Genomic DNA, 22,773 nt, shown 5'->3' on the forward strand with positions numbered 1-22,773 from the left:
CAAGTGCGCCACGACTTCAACTTCGCCGCTGTCGGCGTGCCGGGCCTGACCCTGATGAACCGCTACATCAGCGGTGACAACGTGCACACCGCCACCGTTGATGACGGCAAGGAATGGGGCCGTGAAACAGAACTGGCCTACACCGTACAAAGTGGCGCGCTGAAGAGCCTCAACGTGAAATGGCGTAACGCATCGATTCGTCGGGACTACAGCACCAACGAATTCGATGAGAACCGCATTTTCATCAACTATCCATTCTCGCTTCTGTAATACCAGGATCCATTTGCCATGAGCGCATCCCATGGCAATCTGCGGCAGGGACGCCGATCCAGAGCGGTTCGTCGATCAAACGTTGACAAGGTAACGGAAGGATAAGGATATTCCCTCTCGGTCGTACGACAACTTATAACAACTGTACCTCTCATAGTTTGCTCAGGTAATGCCATGACCACGACACAGATTCGCCACCCCCTCAATCGCCTCCTATTGACCGGTGCCGCCGGCGGCCTTGGCAAAGTTTTGCGCGAGCGCCTCAAGCCTTTCGCCCGCCACATTCGCCTGTCGGACATCGCCAACATGGCCCCGGCAATCGACGAAAGCGAAGAAGTGGTGCCCTGCGACCTGTCGGACAAGCAGGCCGTGCATCAACTGGTCGAAGGTGTCGATGCCATCCTGCACTTCGGCGGTGTTTCGGTGGAGCGTCCGTTCGAAGAAATCCTCGGCGCCAACATCAGCGGCGTTTTCCACATTTATGAAGCCGCCCGCAAACACGGCGTCAAGCGGGTGATCTTCGCCAGCTCCAACCACGTCATCGGTTTCTACAAACAAGACCAGACCATCGACGCCCTCTCCCCTCGCCGCCCGGATGGTTACTACGGCCTGTCCAAGTCCTACGGCGAAGACGTCGCCAGTTTCTACTTCGATCGCTACGGCATCGAGACGGTCAGCATCCGCATCGGCTCGTCATTCGCCGAACCGCAGAACCGCAGGATGATGAGCACCTGGCTGAGCTTCGACGACCTCACTCAACTGATCGAATGCTCGCTCTACACCCCGAAAGTCGGCCACACCGTGGTCTACGGCGTGTCCGCCAACCGCGACGTCTGGTGGGACAACAGCCAGGCCGCACACCTGGGTTACCAGCCCAAGGACACCTCGGAAATTTTCCGCGCCAAGGTCGAAGCGCAGCCGATGCCGGCCGCCGATGACCCGGCCATGGTTTATCAGGGCGGCGCCTTTGTGGCGGCCGGCCCATTCGACGACTGATTCGCTGTTTTTCATGGGATACGCACGCACAAAGGAATCACCATGCAAGCCGAATTGATTGTCGATGCACGCAACGCCGTCGGGGAAAGCCCGGTTTGGGTCCCCGAGGAAAATGCCCTGTATTGGGTGGACATTCCCAGCGGTGGCCTGCAACGCTGGAATGCCAGCAGCGGAAAAATCCAGGGCTGGGAAGCCCCTGAAATGCTCGCCTGCCTCGCCTGTCACCAGGACGGTGGTTGGGTAGCGGGCATGGAGAGCGGTTTCTTTCGCCTGCACCCCAATGATGACGGCAGCCTGGACAGCGAACTGTGCGCAAGCGTCGAGCACAGCCGTACCGACATGCGCCTCAACGATGGCCGTTGCGACCGCCAGGGCCGCTTCTGGGCCGGCAGCATGGTGCTGAACATGGGCGCCAACGCGGACGCGGGCCGGATGTATCGCTACGAGGCAGGCCAGCGCAGCCCGGTCGAGGCGCAACTGAGCGGTTTCATCGTGCCCAACGGCCTGGGCTTCAGCCCGGACGGACGCACGATGTACCTCTCCGATTCACACCCGCTGGTGCAGCAGATCTGGGCTTTCGACTACGACATCGACAGCGGCACGCCGTCCAACCGGCGGCTGTTCGTCGACATGATGCCGTTGCCCGGTCGCCCGGATGGCGCCGCGGTGGATGCCGACGGTTGCTATTGGATCTGCGCCAATGATGCCGGGCTGATTCACCGTTTCACCCCGGACGGACGTCTCGACTGTTCGCTGCAAGTGCCGGTGAAAAAACCGACCATGTGCGCCTTTGGCGGCAGTCGCCTCGACACCCTCTTCGTCACCTCGATCCGCCCCGGTGACGACAACGACCCGCAGTCCCTGGCCGGTGGCGTGTTCGCCCTCAACCCCGGCGTCAAGGGCCTGGCTGAACCTGCTTTCGGAGGACGGGAGTACTCCGCGAACTGATCTGCTTCACCGATTCACTGGATGAGCCATAAAAAAACAACAAGACTGGAGATTGACCATGAATTTCAAACGTACGCTTCTGATCGCAGCCCTCCCCTTGGCCTTTCTGGCCCAGGCGGCCCATGCCCTCGATATCAAGATCGCCGACATCCACCCCAAGGGCTACCCAACTGTAGTCGCCGAGGAATCCATGGGTAAAACCTTGGAAAAGGAGAGTAACGGCGAGCTGAAGTTCAAGTATTTCCCAGGCGGTGTACTGGGTTCTGAAAAAGAAGTCATCGAGCAGATGCAAGCCGGCGCGATCCAGATGTCCCGGGTCAGCCTGGGTATCGTCGGCCCCGTCGTGCCGGACGTGAACGTCTTCAACATGCCATTCATTTTCCGCGACCAGGCCCACATGCGCGCTGTCATCGATGGTGAAGTCGGCGATGCGATCCTCGATCGGATCACCAATTCCGAATTCGGCCTGGTGGCCCTGGCCTGGATGGACGGCGGCACGCGCAACCTCTACACCAAGAAACCGGTGCGCAAGCTCGAAGACATGAAGGGCATGAAGATTCGCGTACAGGGCAACCCGATGTTCATCGAGACCATCAACGCCATGGGCGGCAATGGTATCGCGATGGACACCGGCGAGATCTTCAGCGCCTTGCAGACCGGCGTGATCGACGGCGCGGAAAACAACCCACCGACCATGCTCGAGCACAACCACTACCAGAACGCCAAGTACTACAGCCTGACCGGTCACCTGATCCTGCCTGAGCCGATCGTGATGTCGAAAATCACCTGGAACAAACTCACCCCAGAGCAGCAGGACATGGTGAAGAAAGCCGCCAAGGCCGCCCAGGCTGAAGAGCGCGTGCTGTGGGACAAGAAGTCCACCGCCAGTGAAGAAAAACTCAAGGCCGCCGGCGTCGAGTTCATCACCGTGGACAAGAAACCTTTCTACGACGCCACCGCACCGATCCGGGCCAAATACGGCGCGCCGTATGCCGACCTGATCAAGCGTATCGAAGCCGTTCAGTAAGCCCTCTCAATCCGTACTCATGAAAAGGCTGGGCGCGCCTGCGGTTAAAAGGTGCGCCCGGTTACGGTGGAACCCGATGAAGAATTTGCTGCTGCGTATCAACGACACGATTTACATGACGTGCATCTGGGTAGCCGGCCTATCTGTCCTGGCAGTTGCCCTGATGATTCCGTGGGGGGTGTTCGCCCGCTATGTACTCGGTACCGGCTCAAGCTGGCCAGAGCCCACCGCCATCTTGCTGATGATCGTGTTTACCTTCATCGGTGCCGCCGCCAGCTATCGCTCCGGCTCGCACATGGCCGTGGATATGGTCACTAGCCGCCTGCACCCGCACTGGCAAACCGCGGCGTCGATTTTCACCCAGCTATTGATGGCGGCGGTCTGCATCTTCATGACCATTTGGGGCACCAAGCTGTGCATGACCACTTGGAATCAATTCATGAGCGCCATCCCTACCCTGCGCGTCGGCATCACCTACATGCCGATTCCGGTCGGAGGTTTCCTGACCTTGATTTTTGTCCTGGAAAAACTCTTCCTGGGTGATCAAAGCCAACGTCGGGTCGTGCAGTTCGACCTGATCGAAGAAAGCGAAGGTGCCGTTTAATGGACGCTCTGATTCTGCTGGGCAGTTTTTTACTGTTGATCCTGATCGGCATGCCGGTCGCCTACGCGTTGGGCGCCGCCGCCCTGATCGGGGCGTGGTGGATCGATATTCCGTTCCAGGCCATGATGATCCAGGTAACAGGCGGGGTGAACAAATTCTCGTTGCTGGCCATTCCGTTCTTCGTGCTGGCCGGTGCGATCATGGCCGAAGGCGGCATGTCCCGCCGACTGGTGGCATTCGCCAGTGTGCTGGTGGGGTTCGTGCGTGGTGGCCTGTCATTGGTCAACCTGGTGGCCTCGAGTTTTTTTGGCGCGATCTCCGGCTCCTCGGTGGCCGACACCGCCTCGGTCGGTTCGGTGTTGATCCCGGAAATGGAACGCCGCGGCTATCCGCGTGATTACGCCACCGCCGTCACCGTCAGTGGTTCGGTGCAAGCGTTGCTGACACCGCCCAGCCACAACGCGGTGTTGTACTCCCTCGCCGCTGGCGGCACCGTCTCCATCGGTTCGTTGTTCATGGCCGGCATCGTCCCCGGCATCATGATGAACCTGTGCCTGATGGCGCTGTGCCTGGTCTTCGCGAAAAAACGCAATTACCCCAAGGGCGAAGTAATTCCCCTCAAGCAAGCGTTGAAGATCTGCAAGGAAGCCATGTGGGGCATGATGACCCTGTTCATCATCCTTGGCGGCATTCTCTCGGGTGTTTTCACCGCCACCGAATCGGCCGCCATCGCCGTGGTGTGGGCATTCTTCGTGACCATGTGCATCTATCGCGACTACAAGTGGAGCGAGTTGCCGAAACTGATGCACCGCACGGTACGCACCATCTCCATCGTGATGATCCTGATCGGCTTCGCCGCCAGCTTCGGCTACATCATGACGCTGATGGAGATCCCGGCGAAGATCACCACCGCGTTCCTGACACTGTCGGACAACCGCTACGTGATCCTGATGTGCATCAACGTGATGCTGCTGCTGTTGGGCACCGTGATGGACATGGCGCCATTGATCCTGATCCTGACACCGATCCTGATGCCGGTGATCGTGGGCATCGGCGTGGACCCGGTGCAGTTCGGCATGATCATGCTGGTGAACCTGGGTATCGGGCTGATCACGCCACCAGTGGGCGCGGTGTTGTTCGTCGGTTCCGCCATCGGCAAGGTCAGCATCGAAAGCACCGTCAAGGCGCTGCTGCCGTTCTACGCCATGCTGTTCGTAGTGCTGCTGCTCGTGACTTATGTTCCCGCCATTTCCCTGTGGTTGCCGCACCTGGTGTTGTAACCCCAAAAGCGCGCAAGTCCCCCCTTGTGTCGAGGGAGCAAGCTCCCTCGACACAAAAGCTTTTTCCCCACTCGACAGACGCGACCACCATGACGCAACCTCTTCTCTACCTCGAAGACGAACTCACCCGCCTCACCCTCGCCCCTCACCTGGGCGCCAGCCTCGTCGACTGGACGTTGCGCAGCAGCGGCGCGCCGCTGTTACGCCCTCCCGCTCCGCAAGCGCTGGAAAACCGTTTGCCCGGCAAGCTCGGCGGCTTCCCGTTGATCCCCTGGTCGAACCGGATCGCCAACGGCGGTTTCGACTGCCCCGGCGGCTGGCTGGCCCTGGAGGCCAATAGCCCCAACGATCCGTTTCCGATCCATGGCAGTGCCTGGCAACAACCGTGGCAAGTGATAGAGCAAAGTGCCCAGGACGTGTTGCTGCAACTCGACAGCCAATACCCGTTCGCCTATTGCGCCAGCCTGCGGATTCGCTTGAGCGGCGGTCAGTTGCAGATCGCCATGCACGTCACCCACATGGCCGAACAGGCCGCCTGGCACGGGCTGGGGTTGCATCCGTATTTTCCGCGCACCGCCAGTACTCGCCTGCAAACCCGCGCCAGCGAAGTCTGGCTGTGCGACGCATCGAAACTGCCAACGGAACTGAGGGACATCCCCGCAGAGTGGGATTTCCAGCACGCCCGGTTACTGCCAGACACGCTGGTCGACAACGGCTTCGGCGGTTGGGACGGGCACTGTCTGATCCAGCAACCGGACTTGGGTTATGAGCTGGAGTGCCGCGCCAGTGGCAGCGACTATTTCCTGCTGTACTGCCCCGTGGGCCTGGACTTCTTCTGCATCGAACCGGTCAGTCATCCGGTCAACGCCCATCACCTGCCGGGGCGACCGGGGTTGCGTTTGCTGGAGCAAGGGCAGTCGGTGGCGCTGGGGTTTTCGATGCAGTGTCGGATGCTCTAAGGCCCACTTCCCTGTGGGAGCAAGGCTTGCCCGCGATGAAGTGAAGGCGGTCTCCTGGGAAACCGAGGCGCCTGCATCGCGAGCAAGCTTTGCTCCCACAGGGTTTTGGGTTGCCAATGAATCCGCAGCCAAACGCAGGTCCCATTGTGGGAGCGAGCTTGCTCGCGATAGCGGTGGGTCTGCTGGCATCAATGTTGAAGTGCCGCCGCCTTCGCGAACAGGCTCGCTCCCACAGGGGGTCAGATGCCCAGGGTCAACCCATTGGCCGGCAACGGCAGCGCGGTCTTGTAGCGCACCTGCTTGAGGGCAAAGCTGGAGCGGATGTTCGCCACGCCCGGGACCTTGGTCAGGAAGTCCATCATGAACCGCTCCAGCGACTGGATGGTCGGCACCAGCACGCGGATCAGGTAATCCGGGTCGCCGGCCATCAGGTAGCACTCCATCACCTCCGGTCGGTCGGAGATCGCCTCTTCAAAGTGCTGCAGCGCCTCTTCCACCTGTTTCTCCAAACTCACATGGATGAACACGTTGACGTGCAGGCCCAGCAGGTCGGCGTCCAGCAGCGTGACTTGCTCGCGGATCACCCCCAGCTCCTCCATGGCCCGGACACGGTTGAAGCACGGCGTGGGCGACAGATTGACCGAACGGGCGAGATCGGCGTTGGTGATGCGGGCGTTTTCCTGAAGGCTGTTCAGAATGCCGATGTCGGTGCGATCCAATTTACGCATGAGACAAATAATCCTGTTTTTTATCGTTGTGCAGATTTTTTATCTGCAAATGATCTGAACAGCAAGCTAACAGAGAAAAATATTCTTCTGCGTCGAGCCTATGATTGTTGTAGGACAATTTCCCGTACCCGGGGAAATTCGTCAGCTAGCGCGCCCACTACAAGAAATTCACAAGATCGAGCGTAGAAAGCCATGAACCCAGCGTATGAACCGCTACGCCTGCACGTCCCCGAACCCTCGGGCCGTCCCGGCTGCCAGACCGACTTCTCCTACCTGCATCTGTCCGATGCCGGCACGGTGCGCAAACCTCCCATCGACGTCGAACCCGCCGACACCGCCGACCTGGCCCGTGGCCTGATTCGCGTGCTCGACGACCAGGGCAATGCCTTGGGCGACTGGGCCGCGGACATTCCCGTCGAGATCCTGCGCAAGGGCATGCGTGCCATGCTCAAGACTCGCATCTACGACAACCGCATGGTCGTCGCCCAGCGTCAGAAAAAGATGTCGTTCTACATGCAAAGCCTTGGCGAAGAAGCCATCGGCAGCGCCCAGGCCCTGGCGTTGAACATCGACGACATGTGCTTCCCCACCTACCGCCAGCAAAGCATCCTGATGGCCCGCGAAGTGCCGCTGGTGGACCTGATCTGCCAACTGCTGTCCAACGAGCGCGATCCGCTCAAGGGCCGCCAGTTGCCGATCATGTACTCGGTCAAGAACGCTGGTTTCTTCACCATTTCCGGCAACCTCGCCACGCAATTCGTCCAGGGCGTGGGCTGGGGCATGGCCTCGGCGATCAAGGGTGATACCAAGATCGCCTCGGCCTGGATCGGTGACGGCGCCACCGCCGAATCGGACTTCCACACTGCCCTCACCTTCGCTCACGTCTACCGGGCGCCGGTGATCCTCAACGTGGTCAACAACCAGTGGGCAATCTCCACCTTCCAGGCCATTGCCGGTGGTGAAGCCACGACCTTCGCCGGACGCGGCGTCGGTTGCGGCATCGCCTCCCTGCGCGTGGATGGCAACGATTTCATGGCGGTCTACGCCGCCTCGCGCTGGGCCGCCGAACGTGCCCGCCGCAACCTCGGCCCGGCGCTGATCGAATGGGTCACCTACCGCGCCGGCCCGCACTCCACCTCCGACGATCCGTCGAAGTACCGCCCCGCCGACGACTGGAGCCACTTCCCGCTGGGCGATCCGATTGCGCGCCTCAAGCAGCACATGGTGAAGATCGGCCAGTGGTCCGAAGAGGAACATGCGGCAGTTACCGCCGAACTCGAAGCCGAAGTGATCGCCGCGCAGAAGGAGGCCGAACAGTACGGCACCCTCGCCGGCGGGCAGATTCCAAGCGCCGCGACCATGTTCGAAGACGTCTACAAAGAGATGCCGGAGCACTTGAAGCGCCAGCGTCAGCAGTTGGGGATCTGACATGAACGATCACAACAACAATATTGCGTTGGACACCGCCATGACCACTACCACCATGACCATGATCCAGGCCCTGCGCTCGGCCATGGACGTGATGCTCGAACGCGACGACAACGTCGTGGTGTTCGGCCAGGACGTGGGTTACTTCGGCGGCGTGTTCCGCTGCACCGAAGGCCTGCAGAACAAGTACGGCACCTCGCGGGTGTTCGACGCACCGATTTCCGAAAGCGGCATCGTCGGCGTGGCGGTGGGCATGGGCGCCTACGGTCTGCGCCCAGTAGCCGAGATCCAGTTCGCCGACTATGTCTACCCAGCCTCGGACCAGATCATTTCCGAAGCGGCGCGCCTGCGCTATCGCTCGGCCGGCGAGTTCACCGCGCCAATGACCCTGCGCATGCCCTGCGGCGGCGGTATCTATGGCGGCCAGACCCACAGCCAGAGCATCGAAGCGATGTTCACCCAGGTCTGCGGCCTGCGCACCGTCATGCCATCCAACCCCTACGACGCCAAGGGCTTGCTGATCGCCTCCATCGAAAACGATGACCCGGTGATCTTCCTCGAACCCAAGCGCCTGTATAACGGCCCGTTCGACGGCCACCACGACCGCCCGGTAACACCGTGGTCGAAACACCCCTCGGCGCAAGTGCCGGACGGCTACTACACGGTGCCGCTGGACGTCGCCGCGATTACCCGTCCGGGCAAGGACGTGACCATCCTCACCTACGGCACCACGGTCTATGTGTCCCAGGTCGCCGCCGAGGAAACCGGTATCGACGCTGAGGTCATCGACCTGCGCAGCCTGTGGCCGCTGGACCTGGAAACCATCGTCAAGTCGGTGAAGAAAACCGGCCGCTGTGTGGTCGTCCACGAAGCCACCCGCACCTGCGGTTTCGGCGCCGAACTGGTGGCGTTGGTGCAAGAACACTGCTTCCACCACCTGGAAGCGCCTATCGAGCGTGTCACCGGTTGGGACACCCCCTACCCGCACGCGCAGGAGTGGGCGTATTTCCCAGGGCCGTCCCGTGTGGGCGCGGCGTTGAAACGGGTCATGGAGGTCTGAATGGGCACGCACGTTATCAAGATGCCGGACATCGGCGAAGGCATCGCGGAAGTTGAACTGTCGGTGTGGCACGTCAAGGTCGGCGACATGGTGGTCGAAGATCAGGTGCTGGCCGATGTCATGACCGACAAGGCCATGGTGGATATCCCCTCTCCGGTGCATGGCCGGGTCATCGCCCTGGGTGGCGAGCCCGGTGAAGTCATGGCGGTGGGCAGCGAATTGATCCGCATTGAAGTCGAAGGTGCGGGTAACCTGAAAGAATCGGCCCAACAGACGCCAGCGCCAGCCCCGGCTGCGCGAGCACCGAAGCCGGCACCCGTGGCAACACCTGAACCGGTGCCGGAAAAAACCGCCGCGCCACGCTGCGCCCCGCAAGCACCTGTGGCCCGCGACCCCGACGAGCGTCCACTGGCGTCGCCGGCCGTGCGCAAACACGCGCTGGACCTGGGCATTCAATTGCGCCTGGTCCAGGGCAGCGGCCCCGCCGGACGGGTCCTGCACGAGGACCTGGAAGCCTATCTGGCCCAAGGTCCGTCGACCCAGGCCAAGGGCGGTTCGGGTTATGTCGAGCGCCACGACGAGCAGCAGATCCCGGTGATCGGCATGCGTCGCAAGATCGCCCAGCGCATGCAGGAAGCGACCCAGCGCGCCGCCCATTTCAGCTACGTCGAAGAAATCGACGTCACCGCCCTGGAAGAGCTGCGGGTTCACTTGAATGAAAAACACGGCGCCAGTCGCGGCAAGCTGACCTTGCTGCCGTTCCTGGTCCGCGCCTTGGTCGTGGCCCTGCGCGACTTTCCGCAGATGAACGCGCGCTACGACGATGACGCCCAGGTCATCCACCGCTCAGGCGCGGTGCATGTGGGCGTCGCCACCCAGAGCGATGTTGGCCTGATGGTGCCGGTGGTGCGTCACGCCGAAGCCCGTAGCCTGTGGGACAGCGCGACGGAAATCTCCCGCCTGGCAACGGCGGCCCGCACGGGCAAGGCCAGCCGCGATGAGCTGTCCGGTTCGACCATCACCCTGACCAGCCTCGGTGCGCTCGGCGGCATCGTCAGCACGCCGGTGCTGAACCTGCCGGAAGTGGCGATTGTCGGCGTAAACAAAATCGTCGAGCGGCCCGTGGTGATCAAGGGCCAGATCGTGATCCGCAAGATGATGAACCTCTCCAGCTCTTTCGATCACCGGGTGGTCGACGGCATGGACGCGGCGCAATTCATCCAGGCCCTGCGTGGCCTGCTCGAACAACCCGCCACCCTGTTTGTGGACTAATCATCAATGGAGCAGGCGATGCAAACTTTGAACACCACGCTGCTGATCATCGGCGGCGGCCCTGGCGGCTATGTGACGGCGATCCGTGCCGGGCAACTGGGCATCTCGACCATCCTGGTGGAAGGCCAGGCGTTGGGCGGGACCTGCCTGAATATCGGCTGTATCCCGTCCAAGGCCTTGATCCATGTGGCCGAGCAGTTCCACCAGACCCGGCACCACAGCCAGGGGGCGGCCTTGGGCATCACGGTGGCGGCGCCGACGCTGGACATCGGCAAGAGCGTGGAATGGAAGGACGGCATCGTCGATCGCCTGACCACCGGCGTCGCGGCACTGTTGAAGAAGCACAAGGTCCAGGTCATTCACGGCTGGGCCAAGGTGATCGATGGCAAGACGGTCGAGGTCGGTGACACGCGCATCCAGTGCGAACACCTGCTGCTGGCCACCGGCTCGAAAAGCGTCAATCTGCCGATGCTGCCGGTGGGCGGGCCGATCATTTCCTCCACCGAAGCCCTCGCCCCCACCTCGGTGCCCAAGCATCTGGTGGTGGTCGGCGGTGGCTACATCGGCCTGGAGCTGGGCATTGCCTACCGCAAGCTCGGCGCCGAGGTCAGCGTGGTCGAGGCCCAGGAACGGATCCTGCCAGCCTATGACGGCGAGCTGACCCAACCAGTGCACGAGGCGCTCAAGCAGTTGGGCGTGAAGCTGTACCTCAAGCACAGCGTCGAAGGTTTCGATGCCCAGGCCAGCACCTTGCAAGTGCGTGATCCCGATGGCGAGACGCTGAACCTGGACACCGACCGGGTGCTGGTGGCCGTTGGTCGCAAACCCAACACCCAGGGCTGGAACCTCGAAGCGCTGGACTTGGCGATGAACGGTTCGGCGCTGAAAATCGACAACCGTTGCCAGACCAGCATGCGCAACGTCTGGGCCATCGGCGACCTGAGCGGCGAACCGATGCTCGCCCACCGGGCCATGGCCCAGGGTGAAATGGTCGCCGAGTTGATCGCCGGCCAGCACAGGGAGTTCAACCCAACGGCCATCGCCGCGGTGTGCTTCACCGATCCGGAACTGGTGGTGGTCGGCAAGACACCGGACGAGGCCAAGGCGGCCGGGCTCGATTGCATTGTGTCGAGCTTCCCGTTCGCCGCCAACGGTCGGGCCATGACCCTGGAATCGAAAAGCGGTTTCGTCCGGGTCGTGGCGCGACGGGACAATCACCTGATCGTTGGCTGGCAGGCGGTCGGCGTCGGCGTGTCGGAGCTGTCCACCGCGTTCGGCCAATCCCTGGAGATGGGCGCGCGCCTGGAGGACATCGCCGGCACCATCCACGCCCACCCGACGCTGGGCGAGGCCGTGCAGGAAGCGGCGTTGCGGGCGCTGGGGCATGCGTTGCATCTGTAACGCATCAGGATCATTCCCACGCTCCGCGTGGGAATGCAGCCAGGGACGCTCAGCGTCCCAAAGCCGAACGCGGAGCGTCCGTTGAAGTATTCCCACGCGGAGCATGGGAACAATCATCGAGTGAGGCTGCGAAACACCCGCGGAATGAAGTATTGTTGTCCCCATCCAAAAAACGTCAGAAGCCTTGAACCGTTTCGACGGTTGTTAAGAAATAGAGGGTGTCATGGGTAACGAGAGCATCAATTGGGACAAACTGGGCTTTGACTACATCAAGACCGACAAGCGCTACCTGTCGCACTGGCGCGATGGTGCCTGGGACGCGGGCACCCTGACCGAAGACAACGTGCTGCACATCAGCGAGGGCTCCACCGCCCTGCACTATGGTCAGCAGTGCTTCGAAGGCCTGAAGGCCTATCGCTGCAAGGACGGTTCGATCAACCTGTTCCGCCCGGACCAGAACGCCGCCCGCATGCAGCGCAGTTGCGCCCGCCTGCTGATGCCGCACGTCGAGACCGAGCAGTTCGTCGAAGCCTGCAAGCAAGTGGTCCGCGCCAACGAGCGCTTCATCCCGCCTTACGGCACCGGCGGCGCGCTGTACCTGCGCCCGTTCGTGATCGGCGTGGGTGACAACATCGGCGTGCGCACCGCACCCGAGTTCATCTTCTCGATTTTCTGCATCCCGGTCGGCGCCTATTTCAAGGGCGGCCTGACCCCGCACAACTTCCTGATCTCCAGCTTCGACCGCGCCGCCCCACAAGGCACCGGCGCGGCCAAGGTCGGTGGCAACTACGCCGCCAGCCTGATGCCCGGCTCCCAGGCCAAGAAGGCCAGTTTCGCCGACTGCATCTACCTGGACCCGATGACTCACTCGAAAATCGAGGAAGTCGGCTCGGCCAACTTCTTCGGCATCACCCACGACAACAAATTCGTCACCCCGAAATCCCCTTCGGTCCTGCCGGGCATCACTCGCCTGTCGCTGATCGAACTGGCCAAATCGCGCCTGGGCCTGGAAGTGATCGAAGGTGACGTGTTCATCGACAAGCTGTCGGACTTCAAGGAAGCCGGCGCCTGCGGTACCGCTGCGGTGATCACCCCGATTGGCGGCATCAGCTACAAGGACAAGCTGCACGTGTTCCACAGCGAAACCGAAGTCGGCCCGATCACCCAGAAGCTCTACAAAGAGCTGACCGGCGTGCAGACCGGCGACGTGGAAGCGCCAGCGGGTTGGATCGTCAAGGTTTGATCCAAGCCTTTGCGGGCACCTGAAGGCTTTTTGGCCTCAATAAAAAGCCCACCCCGGCTTCAGCAGGGGTGGGCTTTTTTATTCCTTCGCTCAGTTACCCTCGACGCAAAACCGGCCATCGCCCCCAACGCTGGCGAAACCATCCGTAACCGCTGACCAGCAAGATCCCGCCCAGCACCAGAACCGCGCCAACGATGAAGTTCGGCTCCAGCGGCTCATCCAGCAACCAGACGCCAAAACCGATGCCAAACAGCGGCGTCATGAACGACAGCACCCCCAGTTGCGAAGCGAGGTAGTGGCGCAGCAGGGAGAACCAGATCAGGAAGCTGGCGAAGGACACCAGCAACACCTGGAACGCCATGCTGGCGATGAGTTGCGGCGTGGGGTTGATCGTCGTTTGCCCTAGCGCTATCGACAGTCCAATCAACAGCACCCCGGCGCCAACCAGTTGGTAAAGCAGCGTCTGGCTGGCCGGCAGATTCGTCAAACGCGAACAGCGTACCGTCACCGTGGTTGCGCCCCACAGCGCACCGGCCAGCAAGCCCATGCCGTCACCGAGCAACGAGCTGCCGTTCGCTGCGCCCGAGCCCCCGCTGAAAGCCACCACGATCCCGCCGAAGGCAACGGCGATGCCCAGCCATTGCGCCGGCTTGAGGCGTTCGCTCGGCAGTTTCCAGTGCAAGCCGAGGGCGGCGAACATAGGTGCGGTATAGAGGAAAATCACCATGTGCGAAGCCGTCGTATGCCGCAGGCCTTCGCCCACCATCACGAACTCCAAGGCAAACAACAACCCCACCAGCAGGCCCGGGCGCCAACTGCCATCGGCCAGGGACAGGCGTTCACCGCGCACCAGCACCAACAACCAGACCAGTGCCGCAGCGATGGCCGAGCGCACGCCCAGTTGCAGCATCGGCGCCATGTCGGCGGCGCCGGCCTTGATCGCGACTTGCTGGAAACCCCAAATGGCACAGAGGCCGGTCATCAGGGCGCAGACCTGGCCATCCAGGGCGCGGCGGGTGGTCATGGGAACGGTCCTTGGGCAGAAAGAGATGAAAGGATTGTCTGCCTGACACCTTTGCTGGATATAGTGATTACCCGACAAGCCATCCCGGTAATCCGCCATTGCGGTCGATATGCAGCCTCCAGCCCAACATCTGAAGATTCCTCCGTTCGAAGCCGCCCTGCCCTCGTCGATTTTCTTTCGCAGCGCCTGCATGCCGGCCCATGCCACTTACCCCCGGCACCGGCATGCCTGGGGTGAGTTCGTCTACTCCTACAGTGGCGTGATGGAAATCGAGATCGCCCAGCACCACTACCTGGCGCCACCGCAGTACGGCATCTGGCTGCCACCGGACATGGAACACGTTGGCTTCAATCGCCATGAGGCCTGCCATTGTTCGTTGTACCTCGCCGCGGAACTGTGCGACGCGTTGCCGGCCGTACCCTGTGCGCTGACCTTGAGCCCGCTGATCCGCGCCCTGCTGGAAGAGCTGCGCAGCGATCCACCGAGCCAACCGCAGACGCCCGAGCAGCAGCGCTTGCTGCAGGTATTGGTGGACAAGCTGGCGCAGGCCCCCCATGTCGGCAGCTACCTGCCCTCCTCGGATGATCCATTGCTGGGCCCCGTGCTGCGTGCCTTGGAGGCGAACCCCAGCGACCCGCGCTCCTTGCCGCAACTGGCCCGCGCCGCCAACACCACCGAGCGCACGCTGATGCGCCGGGCCCAGCGGGACCTGGGCATGTCATTGGTGGAATGGCGCCAGCGTCTCAGAGTCATCGAAGCCCTGGCCCTGCTCGAACGTGGTCAGAGCGTGGAAACCATCGGCCTGGACCTGGGCTACAGCAGCGCCTCGGCGTTCATCAGCATGTTCCGCAAGATGATGGGCACCACGCCGGATGAGTATCGGCGCCGGCATATGGCTGGATGACGCGGGTGGTGCTGAAACTGCTATCGCGAGCAAGCTCGCTCCCACAGGGGCGCTTGGGTATTCATGAGTATTGTGTTCACCGCAGGCTCACTGTGGGAGCGAGCTTGCTCGCGATGACGGCGGTGGGTTTGACATCGATTTCGGCACTGACCCCAAACCGCCCCGCCATCTCCCGGCGACCAATGGTCGTCACCCCCAGCGCCCGGCTGTCCAGGTCCTGGATCACCCACTTGCGCTTGATCGCCACTTGCAGCAACGCCGCCCCCAAGGCACCGCCCAGGTGCGGACGGCGCATGCTCCAGTCCAGGCACGGACAGGCGAATCGGCGGCGTTGCGTGGCAAGGTGCTGGACATCGATGCCCAAGCCCTCGAACACCGCCTCGCCGGACTCACTCAGCCGATAGCCATCACCGTCCACCTCTATCAGCCATCCAGCCTCGATCATCCGATCATGCAGGCGCACCGCAAGGGTGCCGGCCATGTGGTCGTAACAGGTGCGGGCAAATTGCAGGCGATCCGGTGTGCGCGGGGTGAAGGTCGGTGCGGCGCTCTGGCCGATCACCATCAGCGCCTCGAGAGCCTGGGCGACGCGCGGATCGGCCAGGCTGTAATAACGATGACGGCCCTGGACATGCAGGCGCACCAGGGCCATTTGCTTGAGTTTTGCCAGATGGGCGCTGGCGGTCGAGGCGCTGACCTCGGCGATACTCGCCAATTCGGTGCTGGTGCGGGCATGGCCGTCCATCAACGCGCACAGCATCCGGGTGCGCGCCGGTTCGGCAATGGCCGCGGCCACTTGGGACACGCCCAGGTCATGGTGCTCTGCGTTCATATTTCGCTCCCCGACGAATCAAGCCATGCATCGACTGGAGATAGTAGCAACACTTTCTCCATCACGAACAAGGCAGCGCTTCATGGACCCGATCACCGCCGCGACGCATTCCGACCCTTACCCTTTTTACGCCGCCCTGCGCGCTGCCGGCGGGCTGGCGTTCGATCCCGGGCTGAACCTGTGGATCGCCAGCAGCGCCGAGGCCGTGTGCGCGGTGCTGCACCATCCCGATTGCCATGTGCGCCCAGCCCACGAGCCGGTGCCAAAGGCCATCGCCGAAGGGCCGACCGGACGGGTGTTCGGGCACCTGATGCGCATGAACGAAGGGGAGCGGCAGCATTGCCCAAGGGCGGCGATTGCGCCGCGGTTGCAGGACATCAATCCCCGGCAGGTCGAGGCACTGGTCAGGGCGCGCTTTCTCCGAGAGGGCGCCGAAGGCCTGCACCAGGCCCAGTTCATCGGGCCGGCCAGCGTGGTCGCGGCGTTGCTGGGTTTCAACCCGACGGACTGTCAGCGGGTCAGCGAGTTGACCGGAGACTTCGTCGCTGGCCTGTCGCCCCTGAGCCAAGAACCACAACTGGACTTGGCGCACCGAGCCAGCGAGCAACTGACCGGTTTATTCCAGGCGCGGATCGAGGCGCAGGACAACCCTTTGTTGCTGGGCATTGGCCAAGGCTTCGAAGGCGCTGATCCAAACAGTAAAATCGCCAACCTGATCGGTCTGCTCTCGCAAACCTATGAAGCCACCGCTGGCCTGATCGGCAACGCGTTGCTGGCGCTGATCGGCGATCCAGCGCTGCGCCGGACGCTGCGGGAGGCCCCCACACAGATCGACTCATTGCTGGCCGAGATCCAACGCTTCGACCCGCCGGTGCAAAACACTCGCCGCTTCATCGCCGCACCCTGCAAAATCCTCGGCACTGCGCTGAACCCTGAAGAGGTGGTCCTGGTGCTGCTGGCCTCAGCCAACCGCGACCCGCAGCTCAACCCCCGACCAGACACCCTGCTGCTCGACCGCCCGAACCGCCGCAGTTTCAGCTTCGGCAGCGGCCGCCATGAATGCCCGGGCCAAACCCTGACCATGGACATCGCTTGCGCCACGCTGGCGGCAATTCTGGAGCGCGAACCGCCATTGGATCAGTTGACCTGGTGCTACCGCCCCTCCGTCAACGGCCGCATCCCGCTGTTCAGCGAGCGGTCACGTACCGACAGGCCATGACTTGCTCAGCCCATCAATCGTCCCGAGTCAGGACTTCCAGCAACTCGATTTCAAAGATCAGGTTGGCGTTGGGCTTGATGTGGGCACCCATGGACCGCTCACCGTAGGCCAGGTGGGCCGGCACCCACAACTTGCGCTTGCCACCGACTTGCATGCCCATCAGGCCCAGATCCCAGCCCTTGATGACGCGACCGGTGCCGATCACGCATTGGAAGGGTTTGCCGCGACTGTAGGACGAATCGAATTCGGTGCCGTCTTCAAGGGTGCCGCGGTATTGGGTGGTGATCAGCGCACCTTTGACTACGCTTTTGCCGTCGCCCTGTTCCAGGTCGATGATTTGCAGCTCTTCATTCATGGCGGTATCCCTCGTGTGATCCAGGCGCGGGGTTTTCGCAGAAATCCGCGCGCATGGCAAACGTTGTATGCCATGCGCCAGGGAACCGCGACGGTCTCTTCGGTTCACATGGGTATCGACCCTGCTTTTCAGATAAGGATTTTCTGATGATCGACTCTCGCCCGCTCCACGGCTTCATTCCGCCGTACATCCTCAATCGCATCATCGCCCACGGCTCCGAACAGCAACGCTCCAGCGCCCTCGGCACCTTGACCCACGTGCGCAGCCTGCGGCACAACCCCGGCCCGCCCGGCAACCTTCCCGCCGCCGCGAAGCTGCCCAAGCCCGGCAAGGCCGGACAGCCGCAACGCAGCGTGCATGACGCCCAGAACACCATGGAACTGCCCGGCCAGCCGGTCCGCCTGGAAGGCCAGCGGGCCAGTGGCGACCCAGCCGTGGACGAAGCCTACGATGCCCTCGGCGCCACCTACGATTTTTTCTGGAAGGTCCTGGGGCGCGACTCCATCGACAACAAAGGCTTCGCCCTGGTGGGCAGCGTGCATTATGGCCAGGGTTATGAAAACGCCTTCTGGAACGGCGCGCAGATGGTGTTCGGCGACGGCGATGGCGAAATCTTCCAGCGCTTCACTCGCTCCCTGGATGTGGTGGCCCACGAGCTGGCCCATGGCGTCACCGAAAGCGAGGCAGGCTTGGTCTACGCCAACCAATCCGGTGCGCTGAACGAGTCCATCTCCGATGTGTTCGGTGTGCTGGTCAAGCAGTTCGTACTTGAACAGACCGCCGACCAGGCCGACTGGCTGATCGGCGCCGACCTGCTCACCGACAAGATCAACGGCAACGGCCTGCGCAGCATGTCCAACCCCGGCAGCGCCTACGATGACCCGTTGCTGGGCAAGGACCCGCAACCGGCGCACATGCGCGAATTCGTCATTACCCGTGAAGACAACGGCGGCGTGCACATCAACTCCGGCATCCCCAACCGGGCCTTTTATCTGGTGGCGACCACGCTGGGCGGATTTGCCTGGGAAAAGGCCGGCCGGATCTGGTATGAAACCTTGTGCGACCGAAGATTGGCCAATGACGCGTCCTTCAGCGCCTTCGCCCGCCTGACCGTCGAGCACGCCCGCCAGCGCTTCGGCACGCGGGAAGTGCAAGCGGTGCAGAACGGCTGGGCCCAGGTCGGCGTCGACCTGACACAGGAGAGCTGATGAAAACCCTTCCAGACCTAGACGACAAGGCGGTGATACGGCTGTCGCGCCAGGGCGGCGTGGCCGCCATCCATGCGCTGACCCGACCACGGGAAATCGAATTCGCCCAGTGCGACCTCGACCAGCGCACACGCATCAGTTCGGTCCTGGAGGGCTGCCTGCCACTGACCTCCTCCACGCCCGGGCGCGGCGACCAGCGGTTTTTCCAGATCGAGGTGCACTATCGCGCCAACGACCAGGACGACGAGATGGTGCTGCAGGTGCCTGAGGACCAGGCACCCGGCGAGCTGGTTCACCTGTGGGACAAAGGCGAAGTGCTCTGACCTAACGCGTGGCTGGCACGATCTTGACGATTGCGCCGGACACGGTTTCGATCAGCAAGTACTTGTCGTCGATCTGCACCCATTGCTGCTCGTTTGTCGGTTGCTCGAGTTTCTTCTGTTTCCAGTCTTTCATGGCCCTGTCCGCGCGCTGATAGTCCGCCGGCACCCGGTCGTTCTCCACCAGCCTGCGGCCATTGCTCGGCGAATGCTCCAGGGCGTCTGCGGTTTTCTCGACCGCTTGCGCAACAGGCCCAAGGGCTCCGAGGCCGGCGATCAGGACCAGGCTGGCGATCAGGGATGGTTTGCGCATAGAAAAAAACTCCAGTTATTCGAGGGACTGAATCTGGGACTTCGCGGGCGGCGAATCATTCCTTAATTTCTGGAAACTGTACCCCCTGCTTGCTCCCTCGCCACGGGATGTGCCTGGCATGGCATAGTGGCAAGTCTTGGCCCAACACCCGCCGGACGGACCCATCATGAGCACCAACGCCTCTTCCCCTGCCCTCAAGGAAATCTTCAACAGCGCCCGCCTGGAGCACATCGCTGACGAAATGCGCGCGGTTTATCCAGCGTTCGATGCCCCGGCGTTTTTGCACATGGCCAACGACGGGCTGGCCGAGTTATCGGTGATGCAACGCATGGCCCGAGTCAGTGAGTGCCTGCATGCGGTGCTGCCCCTCGGTTATGAAGCGTCGCTGGAGGTGCTGCGCGCCCTGGCCCCGCGCCTGAACAGCATGTTCGTCAGCATGTTCCTGCCACACTACGTGGCGTCTTATGGCCGGCATCGCTTCGACGTGTCGTTGGACGCGCTCAAGTATTTCACCCGGTTCGGCTCGTCGGAGTTCGCCGTGCGGCACTTCCTGCGCGACGACCTGGAACGCACCCTCAAGGTCATGCACGACTGGTCGCTGGACGCCAACGAGCACGTACGCCGCCTGGCCAGCGAAGGCAGCCGGCCGCGCTTGCCGTGGTCGTTTCACCTGGAGCCGATCCAGGCCAACCCTGACCTCGCCGCGGCGATCCTCGACACGCTCAAGGCCGACGATAGCCTTTATGTGCGCAAATCCGTGGCCAACCACCTCAACGACGTCACCAAGCAACATCCCGACTGGGTGCTGGACCAGATCGAAGGTTGGCCCCTGCAGAACCGCCACACGGCGTGGATCGCCCGGCATGCGCTGCGCAGCCTGATCAAACAAGGCAACCCCAGGGCGTTGGGCGTCATCGGGGTCGGCGGCAAGGCACAGGTCCAAGTGCTGGATTTGCAAGTGACGCCTGCGGTGATTCGCCTGGGGGAACAGGTCACGCTGTCCTTCACGGTGCAATCAACCCTTGAGCAGAGCCAACGCCTGGTGATCGACTACACGGTCGACTACGTGAAAGCCTCGGGCGGCACCTCGGCCAAAGTCTTCAAGCTCAAGACCTTCGACCTGCCCGCCCAGGGTTGCGTCAATCTCAGCCGCTCCCAGCACATTCGCGAGCTGACCACCCGCAAACATTACGCGGGCCGGCATGCCGTGCACCTGCTGGTCAACGGCGAACGGCTGGGCAGCACGGCGTTCGATATCGTGCCTTGAAGTGGTTCAGCCCACCGCCACCCGTTGTGCCTGGCGAATGTCGTGGATGAACCGCTCAGCCGGCAGTGGATGCCCCAGCAGATAGCCCTGCAGCGAATCGCAGCCCAACTGGGTCAGGAAGTCTTGTTGCATATCGGTCTCCACGCCTTCGGCGACGATCCGCAGGCCCAGGGCCTGGCCGAGGGCGACGATGGCCGAGACGATCGCCGCGTCATCGCTGTCGTGTTCCAGGTCACGCACGAAGCCGCGATCGATCTTCAACTCGTTGGCCGGCAGGCGCTTGAGGTACATCAGGCTCGAATAGCCAGTGCCGAAGTCGTCGATGGACAGGTCCACGCCCATGTCCGAGAGCTGTTGCAGCACCGTCATGCTCGCGTCCGCATCGCTCATGGCGGTGGTTTCGGTGATTTCCAGGGTCAGGCTGTTGGCCGGCAGCTGATGCGTCTCCAGGGCCTTGGCCACGCTCTGCACCAAACCGATATGGCAGAACTGCAAGGCCGACAGGTTCACCGCAATGCGCCAATCGGTATAACCGAGCACGTACCATTCGCGCATCTGCCGACAGGCTTCGTTCAACACCCATTCGCCGATGGGGATGATCAAGCCGGTCTTTTCCGCCAGGTCGATGAAGGTGTCGGGCATCAACAGGCCCTGGATCGGATGGCTCCAACGCAACAAGGCCTCGGCGCCGACCGGCCGGCCGTTGGCGGCGTCGAACTTGGGCTGGTAGTACAGGCTGAACTGCCGCTGTTCGACAGCGATGCGCAGGTCTTGCAGCAATTGCAATTGCTTGCGGGCGTTGCTGTTCATCGACGCGTCGAAAAAGCTGTAGCCGTTTTTGCCGGCGCCCTTGGCGTGGTACATCGCCGCGTCGGCGTTCATCAGCAGTTCTTCGGCACTCTGGCCGTTGCCAGGGTAAAGGGCGATACCGACGCTGGCGGAGATCTGCAAGTCATGGTCGGCCACCCGGAACGTGCGGGCGATCAAGCCGACCTGACGTGCCGCCAGTCGCAAGGCATCATCGGGTTCGGCCAGTTGCACCAGCAGCACGAACTCATCACCGCCGATCCGCGCCAGGGTGTCCTGGCTGCGCAGGTCTTCGCGCAGGCGCAAGGCCACGTCCCGCAGCAACAAATCGCCCATGTGGTGACCAAAGGCGTCGTTGACCGGCTTGAAACCATCCAGGTCGATGAACATCAGGGCGAAGCAGCCGCCCTGCTCTTGCACCCGGTGCATGGCCTGGTCGATACGATCAGCCAGCAATACCCGGTTGGGCAGTCCGGTGAGGGGGTCGTGCAGGGCCAACTGGGTCAGTTCCCGGTTGGCCAGGGTCAGCGATTGGGCCAGCTCGGCGGTGCGGGCTTCCAGGCGCGCATCGAGAATTGACGTCAGCAAGGCGATGGCCAGCACCGCCAGGGTGGTGATCAACACCAGATTGTCCAGGCCCTTGCCGCTCAAGCCGTCCAGGGAGCCACAAAAGCTGCCGTCGCTGAACCGCGCCCCGGCCATGCCGGTGTAGTGCATGCCGACGATGGCGATGCCCATGACCACCGCAGCGCCTGCACGAGCCAGACGCACGTGGGGGGTGTTCTGGCGCAGGCGAAAGGCAATCCACAGCGCCGCCGCCGAAGCGCCGACGGCAATCACCAGCGAAGCCCCGAACAGCGTCGGGTCATAGTCGATGCCTGGCTGCATTCGCAGCGCGGCCATGCCGGTGTAGTGCATGGTGCTGATCCCGGCACCCATGATCAGCGCACCGAACGCCAGTTGCCACGCCGGTAATCGTGGCTGGCTGACCAGCCATAGGGCAAAACCGCTGGAAAGAATCGCGACCAGCAGCGACAGTGCGGTGATCGATATGTCGTAGCCAAGCTCCACCGGCAAGCTGAACGCGAGCATGCCGATGAAGTGCATGGACCAGATGCCCACCCCCATCGCCAGCGCGCCCCCGGTCATCCACAAATGCGCGGCGCGCCCCTGGGCGGTCGCGATCCGCCCGGCCAGGTCCAGGGCGGTATAGGAAGCCAGCACAGCAACAAACAAGGAAATCGAAACAAGGGCGGGGGAATAACTGCCGATGAGCATGGTTTTTTCTCGTAACTGGAGACCGGACTG

At 62.5% G+C, this 22,773-nt stretch carries 23 protein-coding genes; 17 read left to right on the forward strand and 6 right to left on the reverse strand.

All coding sequences use genetic code 11. The annotated features are described in order from the left end of the window. From KGA89_RS14200 to KGA89_RS14230, 7 genes are all read left to right on the forward strand, one after another. Positions 1-270 (forward strand): OprD family outer membrane porin (locus tag KGA89_RS14200; RefSeq protein WP_223471870.1); only part of this gene is annotated, 270 nt, incomplete at its 5' end. 174 nt (positions 271-444) lie between these two features. Continuing rightward, positions 445-1,266 (forward strand): NAD-dependent epimerase/dehydratase family protein, encoded by an 822-nt coding sequence (locus tag KGA89_RS14205; protein WP_223471871.1) that lies wholly within the window; start codon positions 445-447, stop codon positions 1,264-1,266. Between the two features lie 42 nt (positions 1,267-1,308). After that, positions 1,309-2,214 carry an SMP-30/gluconolactonase/LRE family protein gene (locus tag KGA89_RS14210; protein ID WP_223471872.1) on the forward strand — a complete coding sequence of 302 codons (906 nt, stop codon included), beginning with the start codon at positions 1,309-1,311 and terminating at the stop codon, positions 2,212-2,214. A gap of 58 nt (positions 2,215-2,272) precedes the next feature. After that, a complete protein-coding gene (locus KGA89_RS14215; RefSeq protein ID WP_003202921.1) occupies positions 2,273-3,241 on the forward strand; it encodes a TRAP transporter substrate-binding protein in 969 nt (322 codons plus the stop codon). Between the two features lie 76 nt (positions 3,242-3,317). After that, complete coding sequence (locus tag KGA89_RS14220) at positions 3,318-3,845, forward strand: TRAP transporter small permease (RefSeq protein WP_223471873.1); 528 nt, start codon at positions 3,318-3,320, stop codon at positions 3,843-3,845. Beyond that, the gene (locus KGA89_RS14225) at positions 3,845-5,125 is read left to right on the forward strand and encodes a TRAP transporter large permease (protein WP_003202926.1); all 1,281 of its coding nucleotides are present in this window, start codon (positions 3,845-3,847) and stop codon (positions 5,123-5,125) included. Before KGA89_RS14220 ends, KGA89_RS14225 begins: the two co-directional genes overlap by 1 nt. A gap of 89 nt (positions 5,126-5,214) precedes the next feature. After that, complete coding sequence (locus KGA89_RS14230) at positions 5,215-6,084, forward strand: aldose 1-epimerase (protein WP_223471874.1); 870 nt, start codon at positions 5,215-5,217, stop codon at positions 6,082-6,084. Positions 6,085-6,323: 239 nt separating this feature from the next. Here the strand turns inward: KGA89_RS14230 and bkdR are convergent, their stop codons facing one another. After that, the gene (gene bkdR, locus KGA89_RS14235) at positions 6,324-6,812 is read right to left on the reverse strand and encodes a Bkd operon transcriptional regulator BkdR (protein ID WP_223471875.1); all 489 of its coding nucleotides are present in this window, start codon (positions 6,810-6,812) and stop codon (positions 6,324-6,326) included. Between the two features lie 192 nt (positions 6,813-7,004). Between bkdR and KGA89_RS14240 the strand changes: the two genes are divergently transcribed. The 5 genes from KGA89_RS14240 to KGA89_RS14260 all read left to right on the forward strand — a co-directional run bounded on the left by KGA89_RS14240 (position 7,005) and on the right by KGA89_RS14260 (position 13,216). Beyond that, entirely contained in the window at positions 7,005-8,240 is a 1,236-nt protein-coding gene (locus KGA89_RS14240) for a 3-methyl-2-oxobutanoate dehydrogenase (2-methylpropanoyl-transferring) subunit alpha (RefSeq protein ID WP_003202930.1), read from the forward strand. A 1-nt stretch (position 8,241) separates the two neighbouring features. Next, on the forward strand, positions 8,242-9,300 hold the full coding sequence (locus tag KGA89_RS14245) for an alpha-ketoacid dehydrogenase subunit beta (RefSeq protein ID WP_013693602.1): 1,059 nt from the start codon (positions 8,242-8,244) through the stop codon (positions 9,298-9,300). Next, the gene (locus KGA89_RS14250) at positions 9,301-10,572 is read left to right on the forward strand and encodes a dihydrolipoamide acetyltransferase family protein (protein ID WP_223471876.1); all 1,272 of its coding nucleotides are present in this window, start codon (positions 9,301-9,303) and stop codon (positions 10,570-10,572) included. It begins immediately after the preceding gene. 18 nt (positions 10,573-10,590) lie between these two features. Beyond that, complete coding sequence (gene lpdA, locus KGA89_RS14255) at positions 10,591-11,973, forward strand: dihydrolipoyl dehydrogenase (protein WP_003202934.1); 1,383 nt, start codon at positions 10,591-10,593, stop codon at positions 11,971-11,973. A 223-nt stretch (positions 11,974-12,196) separates the two neighbouring features. Continuing rightward, positions 12,197-13,216, forward strand: coding sequence for a branched-chain amino acid aminotransferase (locus KGA89_RS14260; RefSeq protein WP_003202935.1), 1,020 nt, complete (start codon positions 12,197-12,199; stop codon positions 13,214-13,216). A gap of 94 nt (positions 13,217-13,310) precedes the next feature. Here the strand turns inward: KGA89_RS14260 and KGA89_RS14265 are convergent, their stop codons facing one another. Beyond that, positions 13,311-14,240, reverse strand: a complete 930-nt coding sequence (locus KGA89_RS14265) for a DMT family transporter (protein ID WP_003202937.1) — start codon at positions 14,238-14,240, stop codon at positions 13,311-13,313. 109 nt (positions 14,241-14,349) lie between these two features. Here KGA89_RS14265 and KGA89_RS14270 point away from each other — a divergent pair, with 109 nt between their 5' ends. Then, positions 14,350-15,144, forward strand: a complete 795-nt coding sequence (locus KGA89_RS14270) for an AraC family transcriptional regulator (RefSeq protein WP_003202939.1) — start codon at positions 14,350-14,352, stop codon at positions 15,142-15,144. A gap of 76 nt (positions 15,145-15,220) precedes the next feature. On the opposite strand, the gene KGA89_RS14275 is transcribed toward KGA89_RS14270, so the two are convergent. After that, the gene (locus tag KGA89_RS14275) at positions 15,221-15,976 is read right to left on the reverse strand and encodes an ArsR/SmtB family transcription factor (RefSeq protein ID WP_223471877.1); all 756 of its coding nucleotides are present in this window, start codon (positions 15,974-15,976) and stop codon (positions 15,221-15,223) included. Between the two features lie 82 nt (positions 15,977-16,058). On the opposite strand from KGA89_RS14275, the gene KGA89_RS14280 reads away from it, so the two are divergent. Continuing rightward, a complete protein-coding gene (locus tag KGA89_RS14280; protein WP_223471878.1) occupies positions 16,059-17,195 on the forward strand; it encodes a cytochrome P450 in 1,137 nt (378 codons plus the stop codon). 13 nt (positions 17,196-17,208) lie between these two features. Here the strand turns inward: KGA89_RS14280 and KGA89_RS14285 are convergent, their stop codons facing one another. After that, complete coding sequence (locus KGA89_RS14285; RefSeq protein ID WP_003202944.1) at positions 17,209-17,550, reverse strand: FKBP-type peptidyl-prolyl cis-trans isomerase; 342 nt, start codon at positions 17,548-17,550, stop codon at positions 17,209-17,211. 146 nt (positions 17,551-17,696) lie between these two features. Here KGA89_RS14285 and KGA89_RS14290 point away from each other — a divergent pair, with 146 nt between their 5' ends. After that, on the forward strand, positions 17,697-18,758 hold the full coding sequence (locus KGA89_RS14290; RefSeq protein WP_114731340.1) for a M4 family metallopeptidase: 1,062 nt from the start codon (positions 17,697-17,699) through the stop codon (positions 18,756-18,758). Beyond that, the gene (locus KGA89_RS14295) at positions 18,758-19,081 is read left to right on the forward strand and encodes a protealysin inhibitor emfourin (protein ID WP_003202948.1); all 324 of its coding nucleotides are present in this window, start codon (positions 18,758-18,760) and stop codon (positions 19,079-19,081) included. The genes KGA89_RS14290 and KGA89_RS14295 overlap by 1 nt, the downstream gene beginning before the upstream one ends. Position 19,082: 1 nt before the next feature. Here the strand turns inward: KGA89_RS14295 and KGA89_RS14300 are convergent, their stop codons facing one another. Next, positions 19,083-19,391: an RcnB family protein gene (locus KGA89_RS14300; RefSeq protein ID WP_003202950.1), complete on the reverse strand. Its 309-nt coding sequence runs from the start codon at positions 19,389-19,391 to the stop codon at positions 19,083-19,085. A gap of 166 nt (positions 19,392-19,557) precedes the next feature. Here KGA89_RS14300 and KGA89_RS14305 point away from each other — a divergent pair, with 166 nt between their 5' ends. Then, positions 19,558-20,658 carry a DNA alkylation repair protein gene (locus KGA89_RS14305; protein ID WP_027913201.1) on the forward strand — a complete coding sequence of 367 codons (1,101 nt, stop codon included), beginning with the start codon at positions 19,558-19,560 and terminating at the stop codon, positions 20,656-20,658. A 6-nt stretch (positions 20,659-20,664) separates the two neighbouring features. On the opposite strand, the gene KGA89_RS14310 is transcribed toward KGA89_RS14305, so the two are convergent. Continuing rightward, positions 20,665-22,743: a putative bifunctional diguanylate cyclase/phosphodiesterase gene (locus tag KGA89_RS14310; protein ID WP_223471879.1), complete on the reverse strand. Its 2,079-nt coding sequence runs from the start codon at positions 22,741-22,743 to the stop codon at positions 20,665-20,667. Positions 22,744-22,773: the final 30 nt, after the last annotated feature.

The sequence above is a fragment of the Pseudomonas sp. A-RE-22 genome (assembly GCF_019956035.1).
GTDB lineage: Bacteria > Pseudomonadota > Gammaproteobacteria > Pseudomonadales > Pseudomonadaceae > Aquipseudomonas > Aquipseudomonas brassicacearum.

Coding starts and splice junctions, on each gene's coding strand:
- KGA89_RS14290 (WP_114731340.1), top strand. CDS start 17,697: ATGATCGACTCTCGCCCGCTCCACGGCTTCATTCCGCCGTACATCCTC.
- KGA89_RS14285 (WP_003202944.1), bottom strand. CDS start 17,550: ATGAATGAAGAGCTGCAAATCATCGACCTGGAACAGGGCGACGGCAAA.
- KGA89_RS14270 (WP_003202939.1), top strand. CDS start 14,350: ATGCAGCCTCCAGCCCAACATCTGAAGATTCCTCCGTTCGAAGCCGCC.
- KGA89_RS14300 (WP_003202950.1), bottom strand. CDS start 19,391: ATGCGCAAACCATCCCTGATCGCCAGCCTGGTCCTGATCGCCGGCCTC.
- KGA89_RS14305 (WP_027913201.1), top strand. CDS start 19,558: ATGAGCACCAACGCCTCTTCCCCTGCCCTCAAGGAAATCTTCAACAGC.
- KGA89_RS14205 (WP_223471871.1), top strand. CDS start 445: ATGACCACGACACAGATTCGCCACCCCCTCAATCGCCTCCTATTGACC.
- KGA89_RS14220 (WP_223471873.1), top strand. CDS start 3,318: ATGAAGAATTTGCTGCTGCGTATCAACGACACGATTTACATGACGTGC.
- KGA89_RS14260 (WP_003202935.1), top strand. CDS start 12,197: ATGGGTAACGAGAGCATCAATTGGGACAAACTGGGCTTTGACTACATC.
- KGA89_RS14250 (WP_223471876.1), top strand. CDS start 9,301: ATGGGCACGCACGTTATCAAGATGCCGGACATCGGCGAAGGCATCGCG.
- KGA89_RS14275 (WP_223471877.1), bottom strand. CDS start 15,976: ATGAACGCAGAGCACCATGACCTGGGCGTGTCCCAAGTGGCCGCGGCC.
- KGA89_RS14215 (WP_003202921.1), top strand. CDS start 2,273: ATGAATTTCAAACGTACGCTTCTGATCGCAGCCCTCCCCTTGGCCTTT.
- KGA89_RS14280 (WP_223471878.1), top strand. CDS start 16,059: ATGGACCCGATCACCGCCGCGACGCATTCCGACCCTTACCCTTTTTAC.
- KGA89_RS14240 (WP_003202930.1), top strand. CDS start 7,005: ATGAACCCAGCGTATGAACCGCTACGCCTGCACGTCCCCGAACCCTCG.
- bkdR (WP_223471875.1), bottom strand. CDS start 6,812: ATGCGTAAATTGGATCGCACCGACATCGGCATTCTGAACAGCCTTCAG.
- KGA89_RS14295 (WP_003202948.1), top strand. CDS start 18,758: ATGAAAACCCTTCCAGACCTAGACGACAAGGCGGTGATACGGCTGTCG.
- KGA89_RS14310 (WP_223471879.1), bottom strand. CDS start 22,743: ATGCTCATCGGCAGTTATTCCCCCGCCCTTGTTTCGATTTCCTTGTTT.
- KGA89_RS14265 (WP_003202937.1), bottom strand. CDS start 14,240: ATGACCACCCGCCGCGCCCTGGATGGCCAGGTCTGCGCCCTGATGACC.
- KGA89_RS14230 (WP_223471874.1), top strand. CDS start 5,215: ATGACGCAACCTCTTCTCTACCTCGAAGACGAACTCACCCGCCTCACC.
- KGA89_RS14210 (WP_223471872.1), top strand. CDS start 1,309: ATGCAAGCCGAATTGATTGTCGATGCACGCAACGCCGTCGGGGAAAGC.
- KGA89_RS14225 (WP_003202926.1), top strand. CDS start 3,845: ATGGACGCTCTGATTCTGCTGGGCAGTTTTTTACTGTTGATCCTGATC.
- lpdA (WP_003202934.1), top strand. CDS start 10,591: ATGCAAACTTTGAACACCACGCTGCTGATCATCGGCGGCGGCCCTGGC.
- KGA89_RS14245 (WP_013693602.1), top strand. CDS start 8,242: ATGAACGATCACAACAACAATATTGCGTTGGACACCGCCATGACCACT.